At 73.3% G+C, this 21,259-nt stretch carries 23 protein-coding genes and 3 tRNA genes; 12 read left to right on the top strand and 14 right to left on the bottom strand.

Annotated features, from left to right (window positions below; all coding sequences use genetic code 11):
* From ACXJKA_RS16150 to ACXJKA_RS16170, 5 genes are all read right to left on the bottom strand, one after another.
* Nucleotides 1-982 (bottom strand): hypothetical protein (locus ACXJKA_RS16150; protein ID WP_456826240.1); only part of this gene is annotated, 982 nt, incomplete at its 3' end.
* A 59-nt stretch (nt 983-1,041) separates the two neighbouring features.
* Nucleotides 1,042-2,313: a S8 family peptidase gene (locus ACXJKA_RS16155; protein WP_456826241.1), complete on the bottom strand. Its 1,272-nt coding sequence runs from the start codon at nt 2,311-2,313 to the stop codon at nt 1,042-1,044.
* A complete protein-coding gene (locus ACXJKA_RS16160) occupies nt 2,310-2,783 on the bottom strand; it encodes a hypothetical protein (protein ID WP_456826242.1) in 474 nt (157 codons plus the stop codon). Before ACXJKA_RS16160 ends, ACXJKA_RS16155 begins: the two co-directional genes overlap by 4 nt.
* A gap of 129 nt (nt 2,784-2,912) precedes the next feature.
* On the bottom strand, nt 2,913-3,197 hold the full coding sequence (locus ACXJKA_RS16165) for a WXG100 family type VII secretion target (protein WP_456826243.1): 285 nt from the start codon (nt 3,195-3,197) through the stop codon (nt 2,913-2,915).
* A gap of 17 nt (nt 3,198-3,214) precedes the next feature.
* Nucleotides 3,215-3,526: a WXG100 family type VII secretion target gene (locus tag ACXJKA_RS16170; RefSeq protein WP_456826244.1), complete on the bottom strand. Its 312-nt coding sequence runs from the start codon at nt 3,524-3,526 to the stop codon at nt 3,215-3,217.
* Between the two features lie 299 nt (nt 3,527-3,825).
* Between ACXJKA_RS16170 and eccD the strand changes: the two genes are divergently transcribed.
* The 4 genes from eccD to ACXJKA_RS16190 are packed head-to-tail and all read left to right on the top strand — an operon-like array spanning nt 3,826 to nt 8,525.
* Nucleotides 3,826-5,175 (top strand): type VII secretion integral membrane protein EccD, encoded by a 1,350-nt coding sequence (gene eccD, locus ACXJKA_RS16175; RefSeq protein ID WP_456826245.1) that lies wholly within the window; start codon nt 3,826-3,828, stop codon nt 5,173-5,175.
* 7 nt (nt 5,176-5,182) lie between these two features.
* Nucleotides 5,183-6,571, top strand: a complete 1,389-nt coding sequence (eccB, locus tag ACXJKA_RS16180) for a type VII secretion protein EccB (protein WP_456826246.1) — start codon at nt 5,183-5,185, stop codon at nt 6,569-6,571.
* Nucleotides 6,568-7,794, top strand: coding sequence for a S8 family serine peptidase (locus ACXJKA_RS16185; protein ID WP_456826247.1), 1,227 nt, complete (start codon nt 6,568-6,570; stop codon nt 7,792-7,794). Before eccB ends, ACXJKA_RS16185 begins: the two co-directional genes overlap by 4 nt.
* On the top strand, nt 7,791-8,525 hold the full coding sequence (locus ACXJKA_RS16190) for a PP2C family protein-serine/threonine phosphatase (RefSeq protein ID WP_456826248.1): 735 nt from the start codon (nt 7,791-7,793) through the stop codon (nt 8,523-8,525). The genes ACXJKA_RS16185 and ACXJKA_RS16190 overlap by 4 nt, the downstream gene beginning before the upstream one ends.
* Here the strand turns inward: ACXJKA_RS16190 and rarD are convergent.
* On the bottom strand, nt 8,512-9,492 hold the full coding sequence (gene rarD / locus ACXJKA_RS16195) for an EamA family transporter RarD (RefSeq protein ID WP_456826249.1): 981 nt from the start codon (nt 9,490-9,492) through the stop codon (nt 8,512-8,514). The two genes, ACXJKA_RS16190 and rarD, sit on opposite strands and share 14 nt — an antisense overlap.
* A gap of 212 nt (nt 9,493-9,704) precedes the next feature.
* Between rarD and ACXJKA_RS16200 the strand changes: the two genes are divergently transcribed.
* On the top strand, nt 9,705-11,078 hold the full coding sequence (locus ACXJKA_RS16200) for an FAD-dependent oxidoreductase (RefSeq protein WP_456826250.1): 1,374 nt from the start codon (nt 9,705-9,707) through the stop codon (nt 11,076-11,078).
* Between the two features lie 54 nt (nt 11,079-11,132).
* Here ACXJKA_RS16200 and ACXJKA_RS16205 read toward each other — a convergent pair whose 3' ends face one another.
* From ACXJKA_RS16205 to ACXJKA_RS16215, 3 genes are read right to left on the bottom strand one after another with little or no spacing between them, the layout of a single operon-like run.
* Nucleotides 11,133-11,906 carry an amino acid ABC transporter ATP-binding protein gene (locus ACXJKA_RS16205; RefSeq protein WP_456826251.1) on the bottom strand — a complete coding sequence of 258 codons (774 nt, stop codon included), beginning with the start codon at nt 11,904-11,906 and terminating at the stop codon, nt 11,133-11,135.
* 11 nt (nt 11,907-11,917) lie between these two features.
* Complete coding sequence (locus ACXJKA_RS16210; RefSeq protein ID WP_456826252.1) at nt 11,918-12,796, bottom strand: amino acid ABC transporter permease; 879 nt, start codon at nt 12,794-12,796, stop codon at nt 11,918-11,920.
* Nucleotides 12,797-12,803: 7 nt separating this feature from the next.
* Entirely contained in the window at nt 12,804-13,649 is an 846-nt protein-coding gene (locus ACXJKA_RS16215; protein WP_456826253.1) for an ABC transporter substrate-binding protein, read from the bottom strand.
* A gap of 111 nt (nt 13,650-13,760) precedes the next feature.
* On the opposite strand from ACXJKA_RS16215, the gene htpX reads away from it, so the two are divergent.
* Nucleotides 13,761-14,645 carry a zinc metalloprotease HtpX gene (gene htpX / locus ACXJKA_RS16220; RefSeq protein ID WP_456826254.1) on the top strand — a complete coding sequence of 295 codons (885 nt, stop codon included), beginning with the start codon at nt 13,761-13,763 and terminating at the stop codon, nt 14,643-14,645.
* A gap of 103 nt (nt 14,646-14,748) precedes the next feature.
* On the opposite strand, the gene ACXJKA_RS16225 is transcribed toward htpX, so the two are convergent.
* Nucleotides 14,749-15,255, bottom strand: a complete 507-nt coding sequence (locus tag ACXJKA_RS16225) for a YajQ family cyclic di-GMP-binding protein (RefSeq protein WP_456826255.1) — start codon at nt 15,253-15,255, stop codon at nt 14,749-14,751.
* Between the two features lie 168 nt (nt 15,256-15,423).
* Between ACXJKA_RS16225 and ACXJKA_RS16230 the strand changes: the two genes are divergently transcribed.
* Nucleotides 15,424-15,505: transfer RNA gene (locus ACXJKA_RS16230), tRNA-Tyr, on the top strand.
* Nucleotides 15,506-15,545: 40 nt separating this feature from the next.
* Here the strand turns inward: ACXJKA_RS16230 and ACXJKA_RS16235 are convergent.
* The 3 genes from ACXJKA_RS16235 to ACXJKA_RS16245 form a co-directional block, all read right to left on the bottom strand.
* Nucleotides 15,546-17,633 carry a caspase family protein gene (locus ACXJKA_RS16235; protein WP_456826256.1) on the bottom strand — a complete coding sequence of 696 codons (2,088 nt, stop codon included), beginning with the start codon at nt 17,631-17,633 and terminating at the stop codon, nt 15,546-15,548.
* Nucleotides 17,630-18,013 (bottom strand): hypothetical protein, encoded by a 384-nt coding sequence (locus ACXJKA_RS16240; RefSeq protein ID WP_456826257.1) that lies wholly within the window; start codon nt 18,011-18,013, stop codon nt 17,630-17,632. Before ACXJKA_RS16240 ends, ACXJKA_RS16235 begins: the two co-directional genes overlap by 4 nt.
* An 84-nt stretch (nt 18,014-18,097) precedes the next feature.
* The gene (locus ACXJKA_RS16245) at nt 18,098-18,565 is read right to left on the bottom strand and encodes a hypothetical protein (protein WP_456826258.1); all 468 of its coding nucleotides are present in this window, start codon (nt 18,563-18,565) and stop codon (nt 18,098-18,100) included.
* A gap of 128 nt (nt 18,566-18,693) precedes the next feature.
* On the opposite strand from ACXJKA_RS16245, the gene ACXJKA_RS16250 reads away from it, so the two are divergent.
* The 5 genes from ACXJKA_RS16250 to ACXJKA_RS16270 all read left to right on the top strand — a co-directional run bounded on the left by ACXJKA_RS16250 (nt 18,694) and on the right by ACXJKA_RS16270 (nt 20,027).
* Nucleotides 18,694-18,766, top strand: a tRNA-Thr gene (locus ACXJKA_RS16250).
* A gap of 61 nt (nt 18,767-18,827) precedes the next feature.
* Nucleotides 18,828-18,901 (top strand) — tRNA-Met (locus tag ACXJKA_RS16255).
* A gap of 85 nt (nt 18,902-18,986) precedes the next feature.
* On the top strand, nt 18,987-19,157 hold the full coding sequence (gene rpmG / locus ACXJKA_RS16260; RefSeq protein ID WP_029290226.1) for a 50S ribosomal protein L33: 171 nt from the start codon (nt 18,987-18,989) through the stop codon (nt 19,155-19,157).
* A 10-nt stretch (nt 19,158-19,167) separates the two neighbouring features.
* The gene (locus ACXJKA_RS16265; protein ID WP_456826259.1) at nt 19,168-19,617 is read left to right on the top strand and encodes an FAS1-like dehydratase domain-containing protein; all 450 of its coding nucleotides are present in this window, start codon (nt 19,168-19,170) and stop codon (nt 19,615-19,617) included.
* The gene (locus ACXJKA_RS16270) at nt 19,614-20,027 is read left to right on the top strand and encodes a MaoC family dehydratase (protein ID WP_456826260.1); all 414 of its coding nucleotides are present in this window, start codon (nt 19,614-19,616) and stop codon (nt 20,025-20,027) included. The genes ACXJKA_RS16265 and ACXJKA_RS16270 overlap by 4 nt, the downstream gene beginning before the upstream one ends.
* Here the strand turns inward: ACXJKA_RS16270 and ACXJKA_RS16275 are convergent.
* Entirely contained in the window at nt 20,020-21,084 is a 1,065-nt protein-coding gene (locus ACXJKA_RS16275) for a LacI family DNA-binding transcriptional regulator (RefSeq protein ID WP_456826280.1), read from the bottom strand. The genes ACXJKA_RS16270 and ACXJKA_RS16275 overlap by 8 nt on opposite strands.
* Nucleotides 21,085-21,259: the final 175 nt, after the last annotated feature.

Raw genomic sequence — 21,259 nt, forward strand, 5'->3', positions numbered from 1 at the left:
GGTTCAGGCCGGCCGCGCCGAGCGCCGTGCCGCCGACGGCGAGGCCACCGGCGAGCGCGCCGCCACCGACCGCGCTGCCCCCCACGCCGACGCCGCCACCGTGCGGCCCGGTGCCGTGCCACTGGTTGCCAGGATCGGTGCCGGGCACGGTGCCGTCGAGGTCTCCGTCGGGCGTCGTGTCGGTCCTCGGGCCGGGGGGTGTCACCGGCGGCTTGGGGTCGACGACGGGCGGCCTCGGGTCCGTCGGCGTGGTGCCGGTCGGGGGAAGGATCACGGTGACCGGAGGTCGGCCGATCGTCGGCGGCACGATGACGCCCGTCGTCGTCCCCAGCGTCGGCGTGCTGCCGGAGCCGCCGGGTGCGGACGGGGCGTGGCCGCCCAGCGAGGGCGCGCTCTGGACCGGGGTGCCACCCACTCGGTCGCCCTTGCCGTCCTCCTGACTCTGACCGCCGTCGGTCGGCCCGTCGGGCAGGTGCGTGGCCGGCGGGAAGCTGCTGCTGGCCGCCTGCAGGGACGCGTTGAGCGTGGCGATCGCCTTCTGGGCCGCCTTCTCCCGCTCCTCCTCACGCTGGTTCGACCAGATGCTGCCCGCGATGCTCGCGGCCACCGTGCCGATCCCGGGCAGCGCGATGGTGCCGCCGACCGTCAGCGCGGCCTGCTCGGCGGCGCTGAGCTCGCCGTCCGGAAGGGCACGGTAGTCCTCGCGCGCCTGGAGGATCGCCGACCGGGCCGTGGCCGCGGACGACGCGACGCCGTCGAATCGGTCGGCGGTCTTGACGATCGCGGTGGCCAGGGCCGCGAAGGACTCGCCGGCCACGTCGGCCGTGTCGCCGCCGATGCCGAGGTCGGTCGCCATCGACCGCAGCGACTGGGCGTAGGTGCTCACCGCGTTGCTGATCAGGCCGAGCTGGTCGGTGTCGTCGTGCAGCGAACCGACCTCGGCGTCCAGTGACGCGCTCAGGTCGTCGGCGTGCTGTCCCATCTCGGTTCCCTTCTGCAGTGCATTGCGGTGTCAGCGGTGCCGGCCCGGGCCGGCGAGGCTCAGGCGGGCGGCGGTGCGGATCCCGTGCGTCTCCGGGCGATGACCACCCCGACGACGATCCCGGCGACGACGAGCAGGACCAGGATGCCGCCGACCACCAGCAGCGTCGAGGTGCCGCCGTCCGGGTCAGCGGCGGGGTCGGCGGGGGAGGTGGTCGTCGGAGCCGGGTCGGCCGTGGGAGCCGCCGTGGTGGCACCCAGGATCTCGGCGGTGCTCGGCTGGACGCTGGGGTCGTCGGTGAGCAGGGGGTTCTCGTCGGGGTACGTGGTCGGGTCGTGCTCGAGCATGTGGCGGACGTTCACCGCGCCGTAGCCCCACGCGTCGTCGCGCCCCAGCTCGTGGTCGGTCGTGTCGGTGTTGCGGATCAGGGTCTGGATCATCTGGTTCGCGGTCGCCGTCGGGTACGCGGACCAGACGAGGGCGAGCGCGCCGGACGTGAACGCCGTCGCGTTCGAGGACCCGGTGGTGTACCGGTAGACGGTCCAGTCCTCCTCCGCGACGAGCATGGCGTAGTACTCGCCCGGTGCCGCGACCGTGAGGCGGGGGTCGGAGTTGTTCTCGGGCGCGAGCTGCCCGTCCGGGCCGATCGACTCCACGGCGACGACACCGTTGCCCGACGCGGGCGGCAGCAGGCCGGTCGCTCCGTCGTGCGGGGCGGCGGCCACGATGATGGCGCCGTGCTGCTGGGCGTAGGCGACGTCGGCCCAGTCCAGGTTGTCGTCCGTGATGGACATGCTGATGATCTTCGCGCCGTCGTCGACGGCCTGCCGCAGGGCGCTGCCCTCCACGCCCGCCGGGGCGAGGCAGGGTGCCGTGGAGCCGTCGTCCGCGACCTGCACGCCCGTGGTCGCCACGTAGTGCAGCACGCGGGCGCCCGGCGCGATGCCGAGCGTGCCCGGCTGCCCACCGACTCCCGCGCCCGTGCCGAGCAGGATCGTCGACATCGCCGTGGCGTGCTCCGCCGCCGCCGACGTGGTGACCGTGGCGATGGGCGGACCGCCCTCGGCCTCGGCGCAGTACGCAGGCTCGTGCGTGGTCACGTCGGTACCCGCCAGGTCGGCGGACTGCGGGTTGATCGGGCCGTCGATGACGGCGACCGTCACGCCCGTGCCGGTGGTGCGCTGGTGGATGTCGGCCATGCCGGTCTGGTTGTAGTACCAGAGGCCCTGCTCACGGATCGGGTCGTCCGCGGCGAGCGCACCGGACGCCGTGGCGGACAGGAGGCCGAGCAGGAGTGCGGTGGCGGCGGCGGCCCGTGCGGGCAGCCTCATCCGACGCCGTGCTCGCGGGGTGCCGCACTCGTCGGCGCGGGCACCGGCGACCCGGGGGCGCCGGGCGTGCCAGGAGGGGCCGTGGCGCCGTTCGGGGACGCGTTGAGGCGCTGGGCGACCTGCATGAGGCGGGCCTGGACGTCCTCGTCGGTGCTGACCAGGCTGGACATGTTCGACTGCAGCGTCGCGTGGTACTCGGCCATCTGCTGGTGGATCAGCCGCAGCTCGGTGTCGAGGGACGTGAGCTGACCGCGGTAGGCGTTGACGAACTGCTGCGTCTGGCCGGCCGTCGACCACGTGCCAGTGGTCTGGCGGGAGCGCAGGTCGTGCAAGGAGTTGCGCAGCATCGTGACGTACTCCTGCAGGTGCACGAGTGTCTCGAGGCGCGCCTTGACGACCTCACGTTCGAGCTGGATGTCCCCTGCGGCCACCGTGGAACCCTTCGTCTGCGTGCCTGGGTCGGTGCCCATGCGTATCCCCCTGAACCGGCCTGCGGTCTTCGTGAACACCGTGAGCGTGACGGCCGCGCACCGCCCTCAGGGGTGCGCGACCGCCACGGGTCGTGCGGTCGCCGGCCCGTCAGCGGGCCGGYGGGCGGTTCACCAGCGCGAGGCGTTCGACTTCTCGGTGGACTGGTAGTCCTCTCCGGAGGTCGCCACGGCACGCCCGACGTCGGCGAGCAGCGCCTTCATGTCCTCGATCGCGGCGGTCCACTTGGCGCGTGCGGCCTCGTAGGACGCGGACGCCTCGCCGGACCAGTTCGCGCGCAGCGGCTGCAGCGAGGAGTCCAGGTCGGCCAGGCGGGCCTCGATCTGGCGGGCGCCGGTCTGGATGTCGGCGGCGGCGGTGGCCAGGCCACCGAAGTTGACCTTCAGGTCGCTCATCGTCAGCTCCTCGTCGATCAGCCGAGGCGACCCGACAGCCGGGAGAACACCGACTGCTGGGCGTCGTCGGACGCGGTGTAGGTGGACTGGGAGGAGACGAGGTTCGACTCGAACTCGTTGAGCGCCGAGACGATCTTCGTGGCGTCCTCGCGCCAGCGGGTCATCAGCTGGTTGAACGCGACGGCGCCCTGGCCCTGCCAGTGCGACCCGATGCCGGCCAGCTTGCCCTCCAGCGAGCTCAGCTCGCGCTGCAGCTCCCCACGAGAACGGGCGACGACGTCCGCGCCCTGCTTGAGCGCACCATCAGCTGCGGAGACTTCTGCTGCCATGACACCTCCCCTGCACGCGGCCCCGAAAACGACGCGAGGCCGAACCTTGGGACACCCCCGGTTCGGGCGGTGCCGGAGCCGGGGAAAATTCCCACGGAACCGACTGGACCTTAGCCGAAACGGACAGTGCTCGTCGCCTCGGGCGACGGACTGTGGACAGCGTTCACCCGGCCGGAGGAGGGCGAGGAGGCTAGTTCGGGCGGGCCTGTGGCGAGCGACGGCCGGGCCGGACGCCACTGGTTATGCTGACCGACGACCTCTCGCGGATCGGCGCCCGCCGACGCACACGAAGGACGCCGATGACCGATCCGAGCCCGTCCCCGACGCCCGTCGGCACCCTCCTGCGGGTCTCCGTGACCGCCGGGGACCGCCGGGTCGACCTCGGTGTCCCGGGCAACGTCGCGGCCGCCGAGATCGTCCCCGGCCTGGCGCGCACGCTGGGCGTGCTCGACGCTGCGTCGGTCTACGGGGGCTACCGCCTGGTCCGCGCCGACGGCGAGCCCGTCGACTCGGCCCGCAGCCTGCTCGCCGCGGGCGTCGAGGACGGCGCGGTGCTCACGCTCGAGTCGGGCGCCCGCAGGCCCGAGGTGCGCGTGTACGACGACGTCGTCGAGGCCGTGGCCGACGCCGTCGAGTCGCAGTACCAGCCCTGGACGTCCCGCGACAGCGCGCTGGGCGCGGCGTGGGGCGCCGTGGCGCTCGTACTCGTCGCGGCCGCCCTGCTCGTCGGCGCGGACCCGGCCGCGGCCATGCCGCCGGTCGTCGCGGCGGCCGGAGCGGTGCTGGCGCTCGCCTGCGGGGCGGTCGTCGGGCGCGTCGGCCGGGAACCGGCGACCGGGCGCATCCTCGTGCTGGCCGCCGCCGTCCTGGGCGGGGTCGCCGGTCTGACCGTGGGCTCGTCCGCGCCGGGCTGGGGCTGGCCGGCCGTGTGGGCGGGCGTCGGGCTGGTGGGCGCCGGCCTCGTCGGGATGCCCGCGCTGGTCGACCGTCGCGAGCTCGCGGCCGGTCCCGTGGTGCTCGGCCTCGCGCTGGCGGTCAGCGGGGCGACCGTCGCGCTCACCGACGCCGCCGCGGGAGAGGTGCTCGCGGTCGTCGTCGCGATCGTCGTCACCGCCAGCATCGGCGTTCCGTGGCTCGCGCTGTCCAGCACTCCGCTGCGCGTGGTCAGCGCGCGCACCGAGGCGGAGATCCTGCTCGACCCGCCCCCCGTCGACCCCGAGCGCGTGCGCCGGCAGCTCGAGAGCGGGCACCGCCTGCAGGTCTCGTTGCGGGTCGCCGTGGGCCTGTTCGCGCTCGCGGCCACCCCCGCGGTCGTCGCGCTGGGCGTCGTCGGCACGGTCCTGCTGCTCGTCGGTTTCGCCGGTGTGCTGCTGTCGAGCCGGCAGTCGTACTCGAGGCTCGACGTCCTGCTGGTGGTCTCCGCGGGGATCGTCGGGATGGCGGCGACCGTGTTCGAGGCCGCCGTGCTGCACCCGTCCTGGAGGGGCGCGCTGGTCGCGCTCGCGGGCGCGGGCGCGGCCGTGGTCGTGGGGATCGGCCTGGTGGCCCCGCGCCAGCGGGTCGGCCTCGCACGGGTGGGCGACGTCCTCGAGGTGACCTGCCTCGCGGTCCTGCTGCCGCTCGGCGTCGCCGCTGCAGGGTTGGTCTGAGCGGCCGATGGCGTCCAAGCGTGACCTCGTCGAGGCGCAGACCTATAGCCGCCGTCGACTCCTCACCGCGTTCGTCAGCGGTGCGCCGGCCGGGCAGGAGCTCGAGCCCACCAAGCCCATGCGCGGCGTCGTCGCGGGCATCCTGCTCACGGTGATCCTGGTGCTCGGCAGCCTCGCGTACGGCCTGCTCAAGCCGACGCTGCCGGACGGCTGGGACGACAGCTCGCTCGTGGTCGTCAAGAACGTCGGCACGCGGTACGTCGCGGTGAAGGGCACGCTCTACCCGGTGCTCAACACGACGAGCGCCCGCCTGGTCGTCCCGTCGTCGAGCTTCCACGTGGTGCAGGTGTCCGAGGACGACATCGCCGACACCCCGCGCGGCGCCGCCATCGGCATCGCGGGCGCGCCCGACGCCCCGCCCGCCGAGGACCGGCTGGTCGCCACGGGCTGGCTCTCGTGCCTGGTGCCCGACGGCGCGCGCACCACCCTCGGCGTGGACCTGCCGGTCGACGTCGACGGGGACGGGGCCGACGACGCCCCGACCGCCCCGCCCGTGGCGTCGGGTGCGGCCCCGGGTGTGCTGGTCTCGGTCGACGACGACGTCTACGTCGTCGCCGGCGGCCTGCGGTACCTCATCCCGCTGGAGGTCCGGTCGGCGGTGCTCCGCGCCCTCGGCCTCGACACCGCGACCCCGGTCCCGGCTCCGGCCGGCTGGCTCAACCTCTTCCCCGCGGGCACCGACCTCGAGCCGGTGACCGTGCCCGACGCCGGCAAGCAGGTGCCGTCGACGTCCGGCCTGCCGCTCGACACCGTGATCGGCACGGTCGTCGAGGTCTCGGGCGTCGGCGCCGACACGAAGCGGTACGTCGTGGACGAGAACGGGGACCTCGCGCCGCTGGGCGACCTGGCCCTCCCGCTGTACGAGCTGGGCTCCGGGCAGGACGCCGCGGTCGTGCGGGCGAGCGCCGCCGACATGGCGGACGTCCGCACCGCGACCGAGTCCGTCGCGCCCGCGGACTGGCCCCAGGTCGCCCCGGTGCCCGTGCCCGCCGACCGGTCGGCGTGCGCGCGCCTGACCACCGGCGCCGAGACGCACGTGGATCTCGTCACCACGGCGGCCGACCCCGACGCCGCCGCCGGCGTCCTCGTCGCCCCCGGCGGCGGTGCCCTGGTCCGTGCGGCCACGACCGACGCGGGCGCGGGCGGCGTGCTGCTGGTCGACGAGAGCGGCTCCGCGTTCCCGGTGCCGGACGCGAGCGACGAGGTGCTGGCCCGCCTGGGCTACACGCCCGCGCACGTCACGCGGGTGCCCCCGGCGTGGACCGCGCTCCTGCCGGCCGGGCCTGCGCTCACCGAGGACGCGGCCGCGACGCAGGTGAGCCCGGCCGGCGCATGATCACCGGGCTGGCGGGAGGCGTGGCGGCGGTGCTGGTCGCCGCCGGCCTCGTCGCGCTGGGCTCCCCCGCAGTGGCCGCGGACACCGCGTGCGAGCTCGACCACCCCGTGCTGATCGACCAGCGCCCGCCCGCCCTCGACCGGCTCTCCGCGGACCTCGCCTGGACCGCTGCCACGGGGGCCGGCGTGATGGTGGCGGTGGTCGACTCCGGCGTCGACTCGAGCAACCCGCACCTGAGCACGGCCGTGGTGCCGGGCGTCGACGTCGTCGGCGTGGCGACGGAGACGACCGGCCGCACGGACGTCTTCGGGCACGGCACCGCGGTCGCCGGCGAGATCGCCGCGCGCGCGATCGAGGGCTCCGGGGTCGTCGGCCTCGCGCCGGACGCGACGATCCTGCCCGTCCGCGTCTACTACGCCGACGACGAGCAGGCGAGCCGGGACGGCGTCGCGCCCGACGCCGGCCGGATGGCCTCCGGCATCCTCGCGGCCTCCGCGAGGGGCGCCCGGGTCATCAACGTCTCCATGAGCACGACCGTCGACGACCCTGCCCTGCGCTCGGCAGTCGAGCAGGCGACCGCGGCCGGCTCGCTGGTGGTCGCGAGCGCGGGCAACCGCGCCACGGCCGACGACAAGGCCGACGTCGCGCACTACCCGGCGGCGTACCCGGACGCGCTGGCCGTGACGGCCGTGGACGTGGACGGCAACGCCACCGAGGACTCGATCCACGGGCCGCACGTCGACGTCGCGGCGCCCGGGACCAACGTGCTGACCACCCTGCCCGGCGGTGGGGACTGCATGCTCGGGGTCGAGGCGTCGAGCAGCTATGCGACGGCGTACGTGAGTGCCGCGGCCGCGCTGCTCGTGGAGCAGCACCCCGACGAGTCGCCGGCGCAGTGGGCGTACCGGCTCGAGGTCACGGCGGCGCGGGAGCGCCCGGCCGAGCGGGACGACCTCGTCGGCTGGGGGCTCGTGCGACCGGCGTCGGCGCTCAACTTCGTCGACGACGGCTCCGCTCGCGGGCCCGACAGCCCGGTGAACGCGCGTCCAGCCGCCCAGGCGCCGCCGGCCCAGGTGATCGACACGTCGGTCGAGGTGTCGCCGCTCGCCGGCCCGCGGCGCGACGCCGCGTGGTGGGTGCTCGGCGGACTCACGGCGGTGGCCCTGACGGCGCTCGGGGCGCGCATGGTGGGGGACCGTCGTCGCCGCCCGGTCGCCCGATGATCGACGACCGCGTCACGCTCGACGTCGGCGTCGCCACCGCGCAGGCGCGCCGCATGCAGAACGAGGACAGCGTCTGGGCCGCCGACGGTGTCTACCTGGTGGCCGACGGCATGGGCGGGCACGACGCGGGCGGGTTGGCCAGCGCGACGGCGATCCGCGTGCTCAGGGAGCTCGTCGGCGAGGCGCGGACCACCGACGACGTCCGGCGCGCCGTGGTTGCCGCGCACGCTGCCGTGCGGGCGCTGCCGTCCTCGACCGGTCGCCGCCCGGGCACCACGGTGACCGGCGTCGTGCTCACGGTGCACGGCGACACCCCGTGCTGGCTGGTGCTCAACATCGGCGACTCGCGGACGTACCGGATGGCCGGCGGCGTCCTCGAGCAGGTCACCACCGACCACTCGGAGGTAGCGGAGCTCGTCGCGCAGGGTCTGCTGACCGCGGACGAGGCGAGCCGGTACCCGCGGCGCAACGTGGTCACGCGGGTGCTCGGCGGCGGCGCCTCGCGGGTCGAGCCCGACGTGTGGTTGCTGCCGGTGAGCCCCGGGGACCGGATGCTGGTGTGCTCGGACGGGCTCACGGACGAGCTGTCGGACGCGCGCATCCAGGCGGAGCTGCGCGCCGAGGACGCCGCGCAGGCTGCGGCGGACCGGTTGGTCGGCGCGGCTCTGGCGGCCGGTGGGCGGGACAACGTCACGGCGGTCGTCGTCGACGCGACGCTCAGCCGGCGCTGACCTCGGCCGCGCGGCGGCCCAGGCGCTGCGCGCGCCCGTTCCGGATGCCGTCGACGGTGAGGATCGCGAGCGCCACCCAGACGAGCCCGAACCCCCACCACCGCGCCGCGGGCATCTGCTCGCCCAGCACGACGACGCCGATGATCAGCTGCAGGGTGGGCGCGATGTACTGCAGCAGCCCGAGCATCGACAGCGGCAGCCGTCGGGCGGCGGAGTTGAAGAACAGCAGGGGGATGGCGGTGACGACGCCCGACGACACGAGGATCAGGGCGTGGCCGACGCCGTCGGTGGCGAACGTCCCGGTCCCTGTCGCGTTGATCCAGATGAGGTAGCCGAGCGCGAGCGGGGCGAGCACGAGCGTCTCCACGGCGAGGCCCGGCACGGCGCCGACGCTGCGGCCCACCCGGTTCTTGATGAGGCCGTAGAACCCGAAGCTCAGCGCGAGCGCCAGGGCGATCCACGGCAGCTGCCCGTAGCCGGCGGTGATGACGACGACGGCCGCGGCGCCGCACCCGAGCGCCACCCACTGCGCCAGGCGCAGCCGCTCGCGCAGCACGACGACGGCGAGGGTCACGGTGACCAGCGGGTTGATGTAGTACCCGAGCGCGGCGTCGACCACCCGGTCGGTGAGGATGCCGAACACGAACACGAGCCAGTTCACGGCGAGCAGGACGGCCGCGATCGAGAGCAGCCCGAGCGTGCGCCGGTGCCGCAGCGCCGCGACGAACGCGCCCCACGTCCGGGTGACGCCCAGCAGGAGGACGCAGAACAGCAGCGACCAGACGACCCGGTTCGCGATGATCTCGACGGCGCCCGCCGGCTGCAGCAGCGGAAAGTAGAGGGGCAGCACGCCCCAGAGCACGTAGGCGCCGATGCCGGCGGCGAGCCCGAGGCGGTCGAGGGGTGCCTCGGGGGAGGTGCTGCGCAGGGCGGCAGACGGGCGCGCGGCGGTGGGGGAGTCGGGCACGTGGCGAGCCTAGGTCCCGGTGCTGGCGCCCCTTCGTCCGTCTCACGTCTGTCCAGATGCTGGCGTTCGACGAAGGGTCGCCTCACCGCCGGTCCTACACTGGTCGCGAGCACAGTCCTGCACGGTGCCGTCCGTCGTGCCTGGCTCTGGCCGGTACCCCGCAGGACGCACCAGCCCGCAGGGCTCCCCTGATCGGAAGGCACCCGCGTCCCGTGAGCACCCCGACTCTGCGAGTGGCCGTCGTCGGCGCAGGACCGGCCGGCATCTACGCCGCCGACATCCTGTCGAAGACCGACCTCGACGTCAGCATCGACCTCTTCGAGCGCCTGCCCGCGCCGTTCGGCCTCGTGCGCTACGGCGTCGCGCCGGACCACCCGCGCATCAAGCAGATCATCGTCGCCCTGCACAAGGTGCTGGAGCGCGGGGACATCCGCCTGCTGGCCAACGTCGACTACGGCACCGACCTCAAGCTCGACGACCTGCGCCAGTTCTACGACGCGGTCATCTTCTCCACCGGCTCCATCCGCGACGCGTCGCTGCCGGTCCCGGGCATCGACCTCGAGGGCTCCTACGGTGCTGCGGACTTCGTGTCCTGGTACGACGGCCACCCCGACGTCCCGCGCACGTGGCCGCTCGAGGCCCAGCACGTGGCCGTCCTCGGCGCCGGCAACGTGGCCCTCGACGTGGCCCGCATCCTGGCCAAGCACGCCGACGACCTGCTGCCCACCGAGCTGCCGGGCAACGTCTACGACATCCTCAAGGCCTCGCCGGTCACGGACGTCCACGTGTTCGCCCGCCGCGGCCCGGCCCAGGTGAAGTTCTCGCCGCTGGAGCTGCGCGAGCTCGGGCACGTGCCCGACGTCGACGTCATCGTCTACCCCGAGGACTTCGACTTCGACGACGGCTCGATGGCCGCCATCCACTCCTCGAACCAGACCAAGCAGGTCGTCAAGACCCTCACCGACTGGACGCTGAAGGAGCCGGAGGAGAACACCGCGAGCCGGCGCATCCACCTGCACTTCCTGCACAAGCCGGTCGAGATCCTCGGCGAGGACGGGCACGTCGTCGGCCTCCGCACCGAGCGCACCGCGCTCAACGGGGACGGCAACGTCACCGGCACGGGCCAGACGCACGACTGGCCGGTCGAGGCCGTCTACCGCGCGGTCGGCTACTTCGGCTCGCCGCTGGTCGACATCCCGTTCGACGACGTCGCCGGCGTGATCCCCAACCGCGAGGGCCGCGTGGTCGACGTCGACGGCGAGCACCTGCCGGGCGTCTACGCGACGGGCTGGATCAAGCGCGGTCCGGTCGGCCTCATCGGGCACACCAAGTCGGACGCGTCGGAGACCATCCGGCACCTCGGCGAGGACGTGGCCGAGGGCGGCGAAGGCTTCTACACGGCCACCGACCGCGCGCCCGAGGCCGTCACCGAGTTCCTGCACGGCCGCGGCGTCGACGTCATCACGTGGCAGGGCTGGGAGCTCCTCGACGCCTACGAGCGCTCGCTGGGCGAGCCGCACGGCCGCGAGCGCGTGAAGCTGGTCCCGCGCGACGAGATGGTGTCGGTCTCGCTCGGTCGCGCCTGAGCGAACCACCCGCGACGTCCGGGCAGATGCACGCATCTGCTCGGACGTCGTCGGTCAGGGGCCGGTGATGCGGCGCAGGAACTCGCGCGTGCGCTCCTGCTGCGGGTCGCCGAGCACCTGCTCGGGCGTGCCGCGCTCGTGCACGCGCCCCTCGTGCAGGAAGCAGACCTCGTCGGCCACCTCGCGCGCGAAGGCCATCTCGTGCGTCGCGACGACCATGGTCAGGCCGGTCTGCTTGAGCTCGGCGAGCAGGGACAGGACCTCGCCGACGAGCTCCGGGTCGAGCGCGCTGGTCACCTCGTCGAGGAGCATCACGGCGGGCTTGCCGACGAGGGCGCGCGCGATCGCGACGCGCTGCTGCTGACCACCGGAGAGCTCGTCGGGGAACGCCTGGGCCTTGCTCGCCAGGCCGACCCGCTCGAGGACGGCGAGGGCCTCGGCCTCCGCCTGCTCGCGCGACGTCTTGTGCACCAGCCGCGGCGCGAGCGTGACGTTGTCGATGACGCGCAGGTGCGGGAACAGGTTGTACGCCTGGAACACCATGCCGATGCGGGCGCGCACCACGTTCGCGTCGAGGCGCGGGTCGGTGATGTCCTGCCCCTCGAGCTCGATGACGCCGTCGTCGATCTCCTCGAGCAGGTCGATGCACCGCAGGAGCGTGGACTTGCCGGACCCCGACGCGCCGATGAGCACGACGACCTTGTGCGCCTGCACGTCGAGGGAGAGGTCGTCGAGGACCACGTGGTCGCCGAACGCCTTGCGGACGCCGTGCACCGACAGCAGCGGCGCCCCGACGTGCAGCGGCTTGCCCGGCATCGGGTCCCGCATCCGCCCGGGCGTCACCGCATCGCCCCGCCGCCGGCCAGCGTGCCCTGCGACCCCACCCAGCCGGAGCGCTTCGCGAACGCGTCGGTGAACCGGGTGAGCGGGATGGTCAGGGCGACGAACAGCACCCCGGCGACGACGTACGGCGTGAAGTTGGCGTAGCGCGCCGTCTCGATCTGCGCGGCGCGCACGGCGTCGATGGCGCCGAGGATCGAGATGAGGCCCGAGTCCTTGGACAGCGCGACGAGGTCGTTGAGCAGCGGCGGGATCACGCGGCGCACGGCCTGGGGGAGCACCACGTGCCGCATCGACTGCGCGTGCGTGAGCCCGAGGGAACGCGCGGCAGCCACCTGGGACGGGTGGATCGACTCGATGCCGGCGCGGAACACCTCGGCGACGTAGGCCGAGTACGTGAGCACCAGGGCGAGCCCGCCGAGCACGACCGCCGAGGTGGGGATCCCCTGCAGGCGGAGGCCGGGCAGGCCGAAGCCGACGAGCAGCAGCACGAGGATCAGCGGGAGGCCCCGGAACACGTCGACGTAGCCGGTGGCCAGCGCGCGGATCGGGTAGAACACCGGGCCGCGCAGGGTGCGCGCGAGCGCGAGGACCATCGCGAAGATCACGATGAAGACCGCGCTCACCGCCATGACGCGGATGTTCAGCCACAGGCCCCGCAGGATCGCCGGGAAGGACGCGGTCGCGACGTCCCAGTCGAAGAACGACGCCTTGACCCGCGGCCAGCCCGGCGACGACATGAGCGCGAGGACCGCGACCGCGACGAGCGCGACCGTCGAGACGACGGCCACCGCCGTGGACCGGCGCGTGCGGGCCCGGCGGTAGGCGTCGCGTTCCTGCTGGCGCTCCGAGGGCACGAAGCCCACCGACGAGCTCACGGGCGGATCACTTGAGGACCGGAGCACCCGCGGCGTCGGTGAGCCACTGCGCCTCGAGGTCGCCGAGCGTGCCGTCGGCGTCCAGGGCGTCGACGGCCTCCGTGACCGGCTTGGTGAGCGCGCTGCCCTTGTCGAGCACCAGGCCGAACTGGTCGCCGCCCGCGCTGTCCGGGAGCGTGCCGACGATGATGCCGCCGTCCAGCTCGGCCGCGGTGATGTAGAGCGCGGTCGGCAGGTCGACGACGATCGCGTCCACGAGGCCCGACGTCAGGGCCTGCTTGACCTGGTCGTTGTCGTTGAACGGCGACACCGGCGTGGTCGGGTCGATGGCCTCCTGGGCGGCCGTGAGGCTCGTCGTGCCCACCATGGCGCCGATCTTCAGGGCCTTGAGGTCCGCCAGGGTCTTCGCGCCCGCGCCGGGCGAGCCCTCGAGCGTCACGACGGCCTGCGAGGTCGTGTAGTAGGGGGACGAGAAGTCCAGGTTGGCCTTGCGCTCGTCACTGATGGACACCTGGTTGATCGCGAAGTCGAACTTCTTGGCGCCCGGCGCGATGATCTGGTCGAAGCTGGCGACCGCCCACGTCACGTGGTCCTTGTCGAAGCCCAGCTGGTCCGCGACGGCGTAGGCCACGGCGGACTCGAAGCCCTTGCCGCTGGTCGGGTCGTTGTCCACGACCCAGGGCTCGTAGGCGGGGTCGGAGGTAGCGATCGTGAGCACCCCGTCGGTCACGGTGGCAAGGCTGCCGTCACTCGGCGCGGCCCCCGTGTCGTCGTCGGTCGGCGCGCACGCGGCGAGCGCCAGGGCGGCCAGGGCAGCGAGGGCGGTCCAGCGGGCTGTGCGCACGGCGTTCACGGCTTTCTCTCTGGGAAGATCGTCGTCGGGACGTGGGACAGGATACGAGGGAACCCGCACGCGGCGGCACGCGTTCCACGGGGTGCACGAGCACGACGAGAGAGAAGGACGATGGGCCACCAGCACAACAACGGACTGAAGACGGCCGCGCTCTTCGGAGCGATGTGGGCCGTCCTGCTCGGCATCGGCTGGCTGCTCGGCGGCGGCACCCCGAAGTACCTGCTCCTGTTCACCGGCCTCGGCCTCGTGATGACGGCGTACAGCTACTGGAACTCCGACAAGATCGCGATCCGTGCCATGCGCGCGCGGCCGGTCAGCGAGATCGAGCAGCCGGGCATGTACCGCATCGTGCGCGAGCTCTCGACCGCCGCGCGACAGCCCATGCCTCGCCTGTACATCTCGCCGACGGCCGCCCCCAACGCCTTCGCCACCGGTCGCAACCCGCAGAACGCCGCCGTGTGCTGCACCGAGGGCATCCTCCAGCTGCTCGACGAGCGCGAGCTGCGCGGTGTCCTCGGGCACGAGCTCATGCACGTCTACAACCGCGACATCCTCACGTCGTCGGTCGCCGCGGCCGTCGCGGGCGTCATCACGTCGCTCGCGCAGTTCGCCCTGTTCTTCGGCGGGGGCAGCGACCGCGACCGCGGCGGCAACCCGATCGCCGGTCTGCTCCTCGCGTTCCTCGCACCCATCGCCGCCACGATGATCCAGCTCGCCATCGGCCGCACCCGCGAGTTCGACGCCGACGAGGACGGCGCCCGCCTCACCAACGACCCGTTGGCGCTCGCCTCGGCGCTGCGCAAGCTCGAGCAGGGCACCAAGGCGCGCCCGCTCCCGCAGGACCGCCAGCTCGTCGACGTCTCGCACCTCATGATCGCCAACCCGTTCCGCGGCGCGGGCATCGGCCGGCTCTTCTCGACGCACCCGCCGATGGCCGACCGCATCGCGCGCCTGGAGGCGCAGGCGGGCCAGCAGGGCGGCATCGAGCGCTACTGACTCGCGAGGCGTCAGGCGTCACCACGACGCGCGGGCACGCTCGGTGCGACCAGCCGCGCCGTCGGCGGCCGCTGCCCGCGGCACCCGACGGCAGCGGCGAGGGTCAGCGGTAGTTCGTGAACTGCAGGTCGGCGTCCACGTCGGCGCCCTTGAGCAGCGCGATCACGGTCTGCAGGTCGTCGCGGCTCTTGCCCGTGACGCGCAGCTCGTCGCCCTGGATCTGCGTCTTGATGCCCTTGGGGCCCTCGTCGCGGATGATCTTGGCGACCTTCTTGGCGGTCTCGCTGCTGAGCCCCTCCTTGATGAGCGCCTCGAGCCGGTACTCCTTGCCGGACGGCTTCGGCTCGGGGCCGTCGTCGCCACCCGTGTCCAGGGACTTCAGCGAGATTCCCCGCCGGATCAGCTTGGTCTGGAACACGTCGAGGACGGCGAGCACCCGCTCGGACGAGTTGGCGATCATGAGGATCTTCTCGCCGCTCCACGCGATCGACGCGCCCACGCCCTTGAAGTCGTACCGCTGGGCGATCTCCTTCGAGGCCTGGTTGAGGGCGTTGTCGACCTCCTGGCGGTCGACCTTGCTGACGACGTCGAACGAGGCTTCGCTCGCCATGGCTCTCCTCCTGCTGCCCGCGGTCGCGCGGACTGGTCTCGTGGGCGTCGGTGCTCGTGGTGCTCGCCTGCGTTTCGCGAGCACTGCCCGGGAGTTGCTATCCTTCCACCCGCACGCTGCACGCGCGTTCGCCCCTGGGGCGTCCTCTCGGTCGGTGGGCACACCCTTGGCGGGTTACCCGAGTGGCCAAAGGGGGCTGACTGTAAATCAGCTGGCAACGCCTACGGGGGTTCGAATCCCTCACCCGCCACGGACCGGACGGCCGTTCTCCTCGCGAGAGCGGCCGTTCGTCATGTCCGGGCCCGCGTCGTGCGGGAGAGCGCGACGGCAGCGCACAGGAGGGCCGCCCCGACACAGACGACGACCAGCACCTGGGACCAGGCGCCATTCCTCAGAAGCCAGACGATCGTGGCGTAGGTGCTGGCGGCGAGGAACCCGTACGCGGTCGCCGCGACGAACCGGTCGAGGTCCGGCCCGGTCCGCAGCAGGACCGCGACCGTGGCGACGACGACCGTCGCGGCGGGGACGAGGATCCCCCACGCCGTCAGCTGGATCAACGAGGTTCCTCCCGACGGCACCCAGAACGCGGGACCGGTCACCCCGACTGCGCCGAGCACGAGCAGGACGACCGGCATCGCTCCCGGCCGCCCCCACCCTGGCTTGACTGCGCGGACGCCCGCCCGCGCGAGCCCGACGGCCACGAGTCCAAGACCGACGACCGAGGCGCCCCCGATCACCAGCCAGGACGGCCGGTCGTCGTCGAAGACGACGACCGACGCGAGCGTGAAGGCGGCGGACGTCAGGTAGGCGAGCAGGCACCCCGCGGCCACCCCCAGCGCGTGCGGCACAACGCTGGGCCGGACTAGGCAGAGCACCGCGGCGGCCGCGACGCCCACCGCGATGGCGCACGACGCAACGGCGCTCGCGCCCGCGTACTGCTCGAGGTCGCCGCTCCAGTCCAAGAACCTGAAGCAGGCGACGAATTGCGCGGCGGAGACCAGAACGAGGCCCGCCACGACCCAGGGGGGCACCCTCGCCGGGACGGCGGCGGCGGGTGGCGGGGCGGCAGCGGGAGCGGGCTCTGCCGGCGCAGGCGCCGGCAGGGTGGCGCGACGACGACGCTCGGGCTGCACGGTGCGGACCGTGACGCCGATGTCCGTGGCCCCGGTCGGCGTCTTCACGATGATCGTGCCGGCAGCCTCGTCGCCAGGATCCGGCGTCGCGCTCACCTGGATCGTGTCGCCCTCGACCTCGGCCTGCAGCCAGGGGACGTCGCTGGTCACGGCCAGCTCGCGGGCGAGCGGAGGACCGGTGAGCCGGAGGATGCCGTGCGCGGCGACGTCGGCGACGCGCTCGAGGTCGAGCTGCGCGGGCTCGACCGTGAGGGCGGCTGCCGAGATCGCCGTCGCGACGGCGTCGCGGACCCGTTGGCTGTCGTCGTCGCGCATGCGGTCCAGCTGCTCCCACGCGCCGAGGGCCTGGGGCAGGTCCGGGCGTTGCAGCATCTCGCCGAGCTCGAGCGCGACACCCAGCCGGGTGGCGGGCAGCGGGCTGGTGCTGGCGTCGACCAGCTCGCGCGCCGGGGCCGCGGCCACGATCCGCCGACGGCCACTGTGGGCGATGAGCAGCTCGCCGTCCGCGCCGAACGCCCACAGGTGCGGCGTCTGGTGGGACGTCGAGCCGCGCACCTGCTCCGTGACGTACGCGAACAGCTCGTGCAGCCCGACCCAGCCGTCGCCGTCTCGGTCGGCCTCGCCGGTGGTCAGGCCGCGGACGAGGGCACCGGTGAACACGGATGGCGCCGGCAGCTGGCCGGGCGTGAGCTCCGGACCGTCGAACGCGTACTCGACGGCGCTCGACGCCGTGACGACGATGCGGCCGCGGCCGCCGGCCGCGGCCTGCTGCGCCTCGGCGAACGCTTCGCGCACCTGGACGTTCTGTGAGCCTCGGACCGTCATGCCGCGCGGGAACGCGCCGCCGTAGCAACAGTCGAGGAACAGGGCGATGCGCTGCGCCCGGCTCTCGGCCATCTGCCGGTTGACGAAGTCCGCGGAGACGGCGGTCGAGGCGAGCCGGTCGGGCCGTGAGTCCGCGGCCGCCAGGAAGAGCTCGCCCGCCGCGCTCTTGAGGCCGTGACAGGAGAAGTGCAGGACCAGGACGTCGTCGGGGAGGGTGTCGGCGAAGAAGTCCTCGACCGCCACCCGGACCGCGTGGGATGTGCCGTTGTGCAGGACGGTGACCTCAAAGTCGCCGATGCTGGGCGCTCCCAGAGCCTCGGCCAGCGCCGCGGCGTCCTGCGCGGGGGCAGCGAGTCGTCGGAGGCCGGCGTCGTCGTACTCGTCGACCGCGACGATCAGGGCGCGCCGGCCGGTGGTCACAGGCTGTCCTCGCCGTCCCCGTGGCGTGCGAGCCAGGCGTCGACCAGCCGCTCCTGCTGCTCGCTCGTCGCCGCGGAGAGCTCGATCGTGTCGCCTCCGATGGAGACCGTGACAGCCGCGACCGCCTGGTTGCGCTGCAACCACGACGTGATGCCCTGCACGACGGACCGCAGCAGCTGCAGCGACGGCCCGAGCGAAACCAGCAGCGCCCCGAGCTCCGCCACGGACGGTCCGCGGGTGCCCTCCGGGGCGTCACCGCCGGCCACGGGTCGCACGTCGTCGACGGACAGTCCGAGCAGCTCGTCCCGCAGCCGTGACGCGCCCCGCTCGAGCTCGTCGTCAGCCCCCGGTGCGACGAGCCGGACCGTCACTCCCGTCACCGTGTGCCTCCCTCGCGCGCGTCGACAGGATCACCCTGCACCCGCGCGAAGAGCCGAGGCAACGGATTCAGGTGTCCTCGCAGCTCAGGACGAGGCGCTGCAGGTGTACGTCCCCTCGGTCAGCGACACCGTCGCGCCCTCGTAGAGCGTGTCGAACGTCCCGGCGTCCTGCGCGGACCCGAACGCGACGCCCACGCCCAGCGGGTCGGCGAACCCGGTCAGACCGGCCAGCTGCTCCTCGGCGCCGCTCTGGCAGGCGGGATCCCACGGCAGGGACTGGTAGCCCAGGGCGGACAGGGAGTCGATCGAGGGCTGCAGCGTGGTCGTGTCCCCGTCGCCGGTCTCGGTGACGTCGGTCCACACCACCCAGAACTGGTCGGCGGCGGCGGTGGGGTCGATCGCGGTGGGCCAGGTCGTGGCGGCCTGCGTGCCCGCCGTGCCGGCACCTGAGGTGGCGGCGTCGTCGTCGCCACCGGTGCACGCGGTGGTGGTGAGCAGGAGGGCGGCGGTGAGCGTGAGGGCAGCAGCGGTGCTGCGTCGAGGCTGGCGCATGGGCCGGATCGTGGCACGCAGCGATCGGCACCGACCATGCGGTGAATCGTTTAGGGATGGGGCGGTGACGCACGGCACGGCGGCCGATTTCGCGACCACCCCAGGGCCCGTGTAACCTTGCTCGCGCTGCCCCGATAGCTCAGTCGGCAGAGCGTCTCCATGGTAAGGAGAAGGTCAAGGGTTCGATTCCCTTTCGGGGCTCTGTGGTGCGTTCGAAGGAAGTGCCGTGATTGCGCGGCACCGACGGTGGGCACATCGACATGGCGGGGTAGCTCAGGTGGTTAGAGCACACGGCTCATAATCGTGGTGTCGCGGGTTCGAGTCCCGCTCCCGCTACCGCCAGTGACACAACAGCGCGTCGGCCGGCGCGCAATGACGAGATCGCATGCATCCCGTACCGGGTGCGAGAGGTGGCAAGACCATGGCCAGCAAGAGCTCGGACGTCCGTCCGAAGATCACGCTCGCGTGCACGGAGTGCAAGGAGCGGAACTACATCACGAAGAAGAACCGTCGGAACGACCCCGACCGTCTCGAGATGAAGAAGTTCTGCCCGCGCGACAACCGTCACACCCTGCACCGCGAGACCCGCTGACCTCGCGTCCATGCCGGTCGATGTCGGGTACGCGGGACGTCAGTACCCGCCGACCGAGGCCTACGAGGTAGGCGCAGAGAAGCTCCGGGAGTTCGCCGACGCGGTCGGCGCCTCCCACGCAGCCCACACGGATCCGTCGGTGGCGCGCACGCTCGGGTATCCCGACGTCATCGCGCCGCCGACGTTTGCCGTTGTCGTGGCCCAGCGCGCCGAGGCCCAGCTGTTCGAGGACCCCGCCGCCGGGATCGACTTCAGCCGCGTCGTGCACGCCGACGAGCGGTTCACGCACCACCGGCCCATCCACGCGGGCGACCGTCTGGTCACGGTCCTGCACGTCGACTCGATCACGGTGCGCGCCGGGCTGGCCATGATCACGACGCGCGCCGAGATCTCGGCGGAGGACGGCGAGCCCGTCGCGACCGTCGTGTCCACGCTGGCCGTGCGCCCGGAGGAGTCATGACGAGCGAGCTGTCCGTCGGCGACGAGGTCGCGCGCCGCGAGATCACCGTCGACCGCGCCCGGCTGGTCCGCTACGCCGGAGCCAGCGGCGACTTCAACCCGATCCACTGGAACGACCGCATCGCCACCTCGGTCGGCCTGCCGGGCGTCATCGCGCACGGCATGTGGACCATGGGCGCGGCCTCGAGCGTCGTCGCCGACTGGGCGGGGGACCCCGGCGCGGTCCTCGACTACCAGGTCCGCTTCACGCGTCCCGTCCCGGTGCCCGATCCCGGTGCCGCGACCATCGAGGTCGTCGCCGTCGTCGGCGCCCTCGACCCCGAGGCCGGGACCGCGCGGATCGACCTCACGGTCGCCGTCGCCGGTGTCCGCGTGCTCGGCAAGGCGCAGGCGGTCGTCCGCCTCAGCTGACGGGCGCGGGGCCTGTCGTGGTCCCGACCCGCAGCTCCACGGGCAGCTCGCGCGTCGTCGGAGCCTCGCCGGCCAGGAAGTCCTCGACCGCGTGACCGACCGCGGCGCCCTTCTCCTCCAGCGGCTGCACGACCGTGGTGAGCACGTCCGGCTGGAGCCACGGCAGGTCGAGCCCGTCGAACCCGCTCACGGACACGTCCTCGGGCACGCGGAGCCCGAGCTCCCGGGCGGCGAGCACGACGCCGGACGCCAAAAGGTCGGACTGGCAGGCGATGGCCGTCGGCCGGTCGGGCGTGGAGAGCAGCGCGGTGCCGGCGGTGCGGCCGTGCTCGACCAGCGACGCCGGCGTCTCCCAGATCGCGACGGGCGTGACGCCAGCGTCGGTGACGCCGGCCATCCTCCGCCGGGTGATCTCCCAGTTGAGGTGGCCCATCTGGTCGGTGGCCACGAGCCCCTCGCCGCGCGAGCGGTCGAACGGCAGCGTGACGGTGGCGATCCGGGTGTGGCCGAGCGCGAGCAGGTGCTCGGTTGCCTGGCGCATCCCGCCGCGGTCGTCGATCCCGACAGAGCTGACGTCGCTCTGGTGCTGGCCCTCCAGGAGGACCGTCGGGATGCCGCGGCGCCGCAGGGCGCCGAGCATCGGGTCGTCCGTCGTGCCGCCCCACATGATGACGGCGACGTCCATCGCCGCGGACTCGATCAGGGGGTCGACCGCCGGTCCGCTCGGGTCGCTCGAGCCGGGGATGAGCAGCACCCCGAGGTCGAGCGGGCCGAGCGTGCTGACCAGGCCGTCGAGCACCTGGATCGACACGGGGTCGCGGAACGAACGGCGCAGCGAGTCACCCACGATCACGCCGACGATCCCCGACCGCCCGCGGCGCAGCTGGCGGCCGAGCGGGTTGGGCCCCGAGTAGTCCAGCGCGGCGGCCGCGTCGAGCACCCGCTGGCGGGTGGCCGCGGCGATCGGACCGGCGCCCGAGAAGGCGAGCGACGCCGTCGACACGGACACGTGCGCCGCGGCGGCGACGTCGGCCAGGGTGGGACGTTGCGGAGACAGGTCTCGGACCTCCGGGTCGGCGGCGCGGACCTGGAGGGACGCGACGCGCGGGCGGGTAGAGCGTTTGACGCAGCGGCCAGCGTACCCGCAGAATGACGCCGTCCCTCAAATCGATTCGACCGATCCCGACGGCGCCTGGTCGAATCGATTCGATACGCTCGTCAGAACGATGGAG

The sequence above is a fragment of the Cellulomonas sp. P5_E12 genome (genome assembly GCF_054049315.1).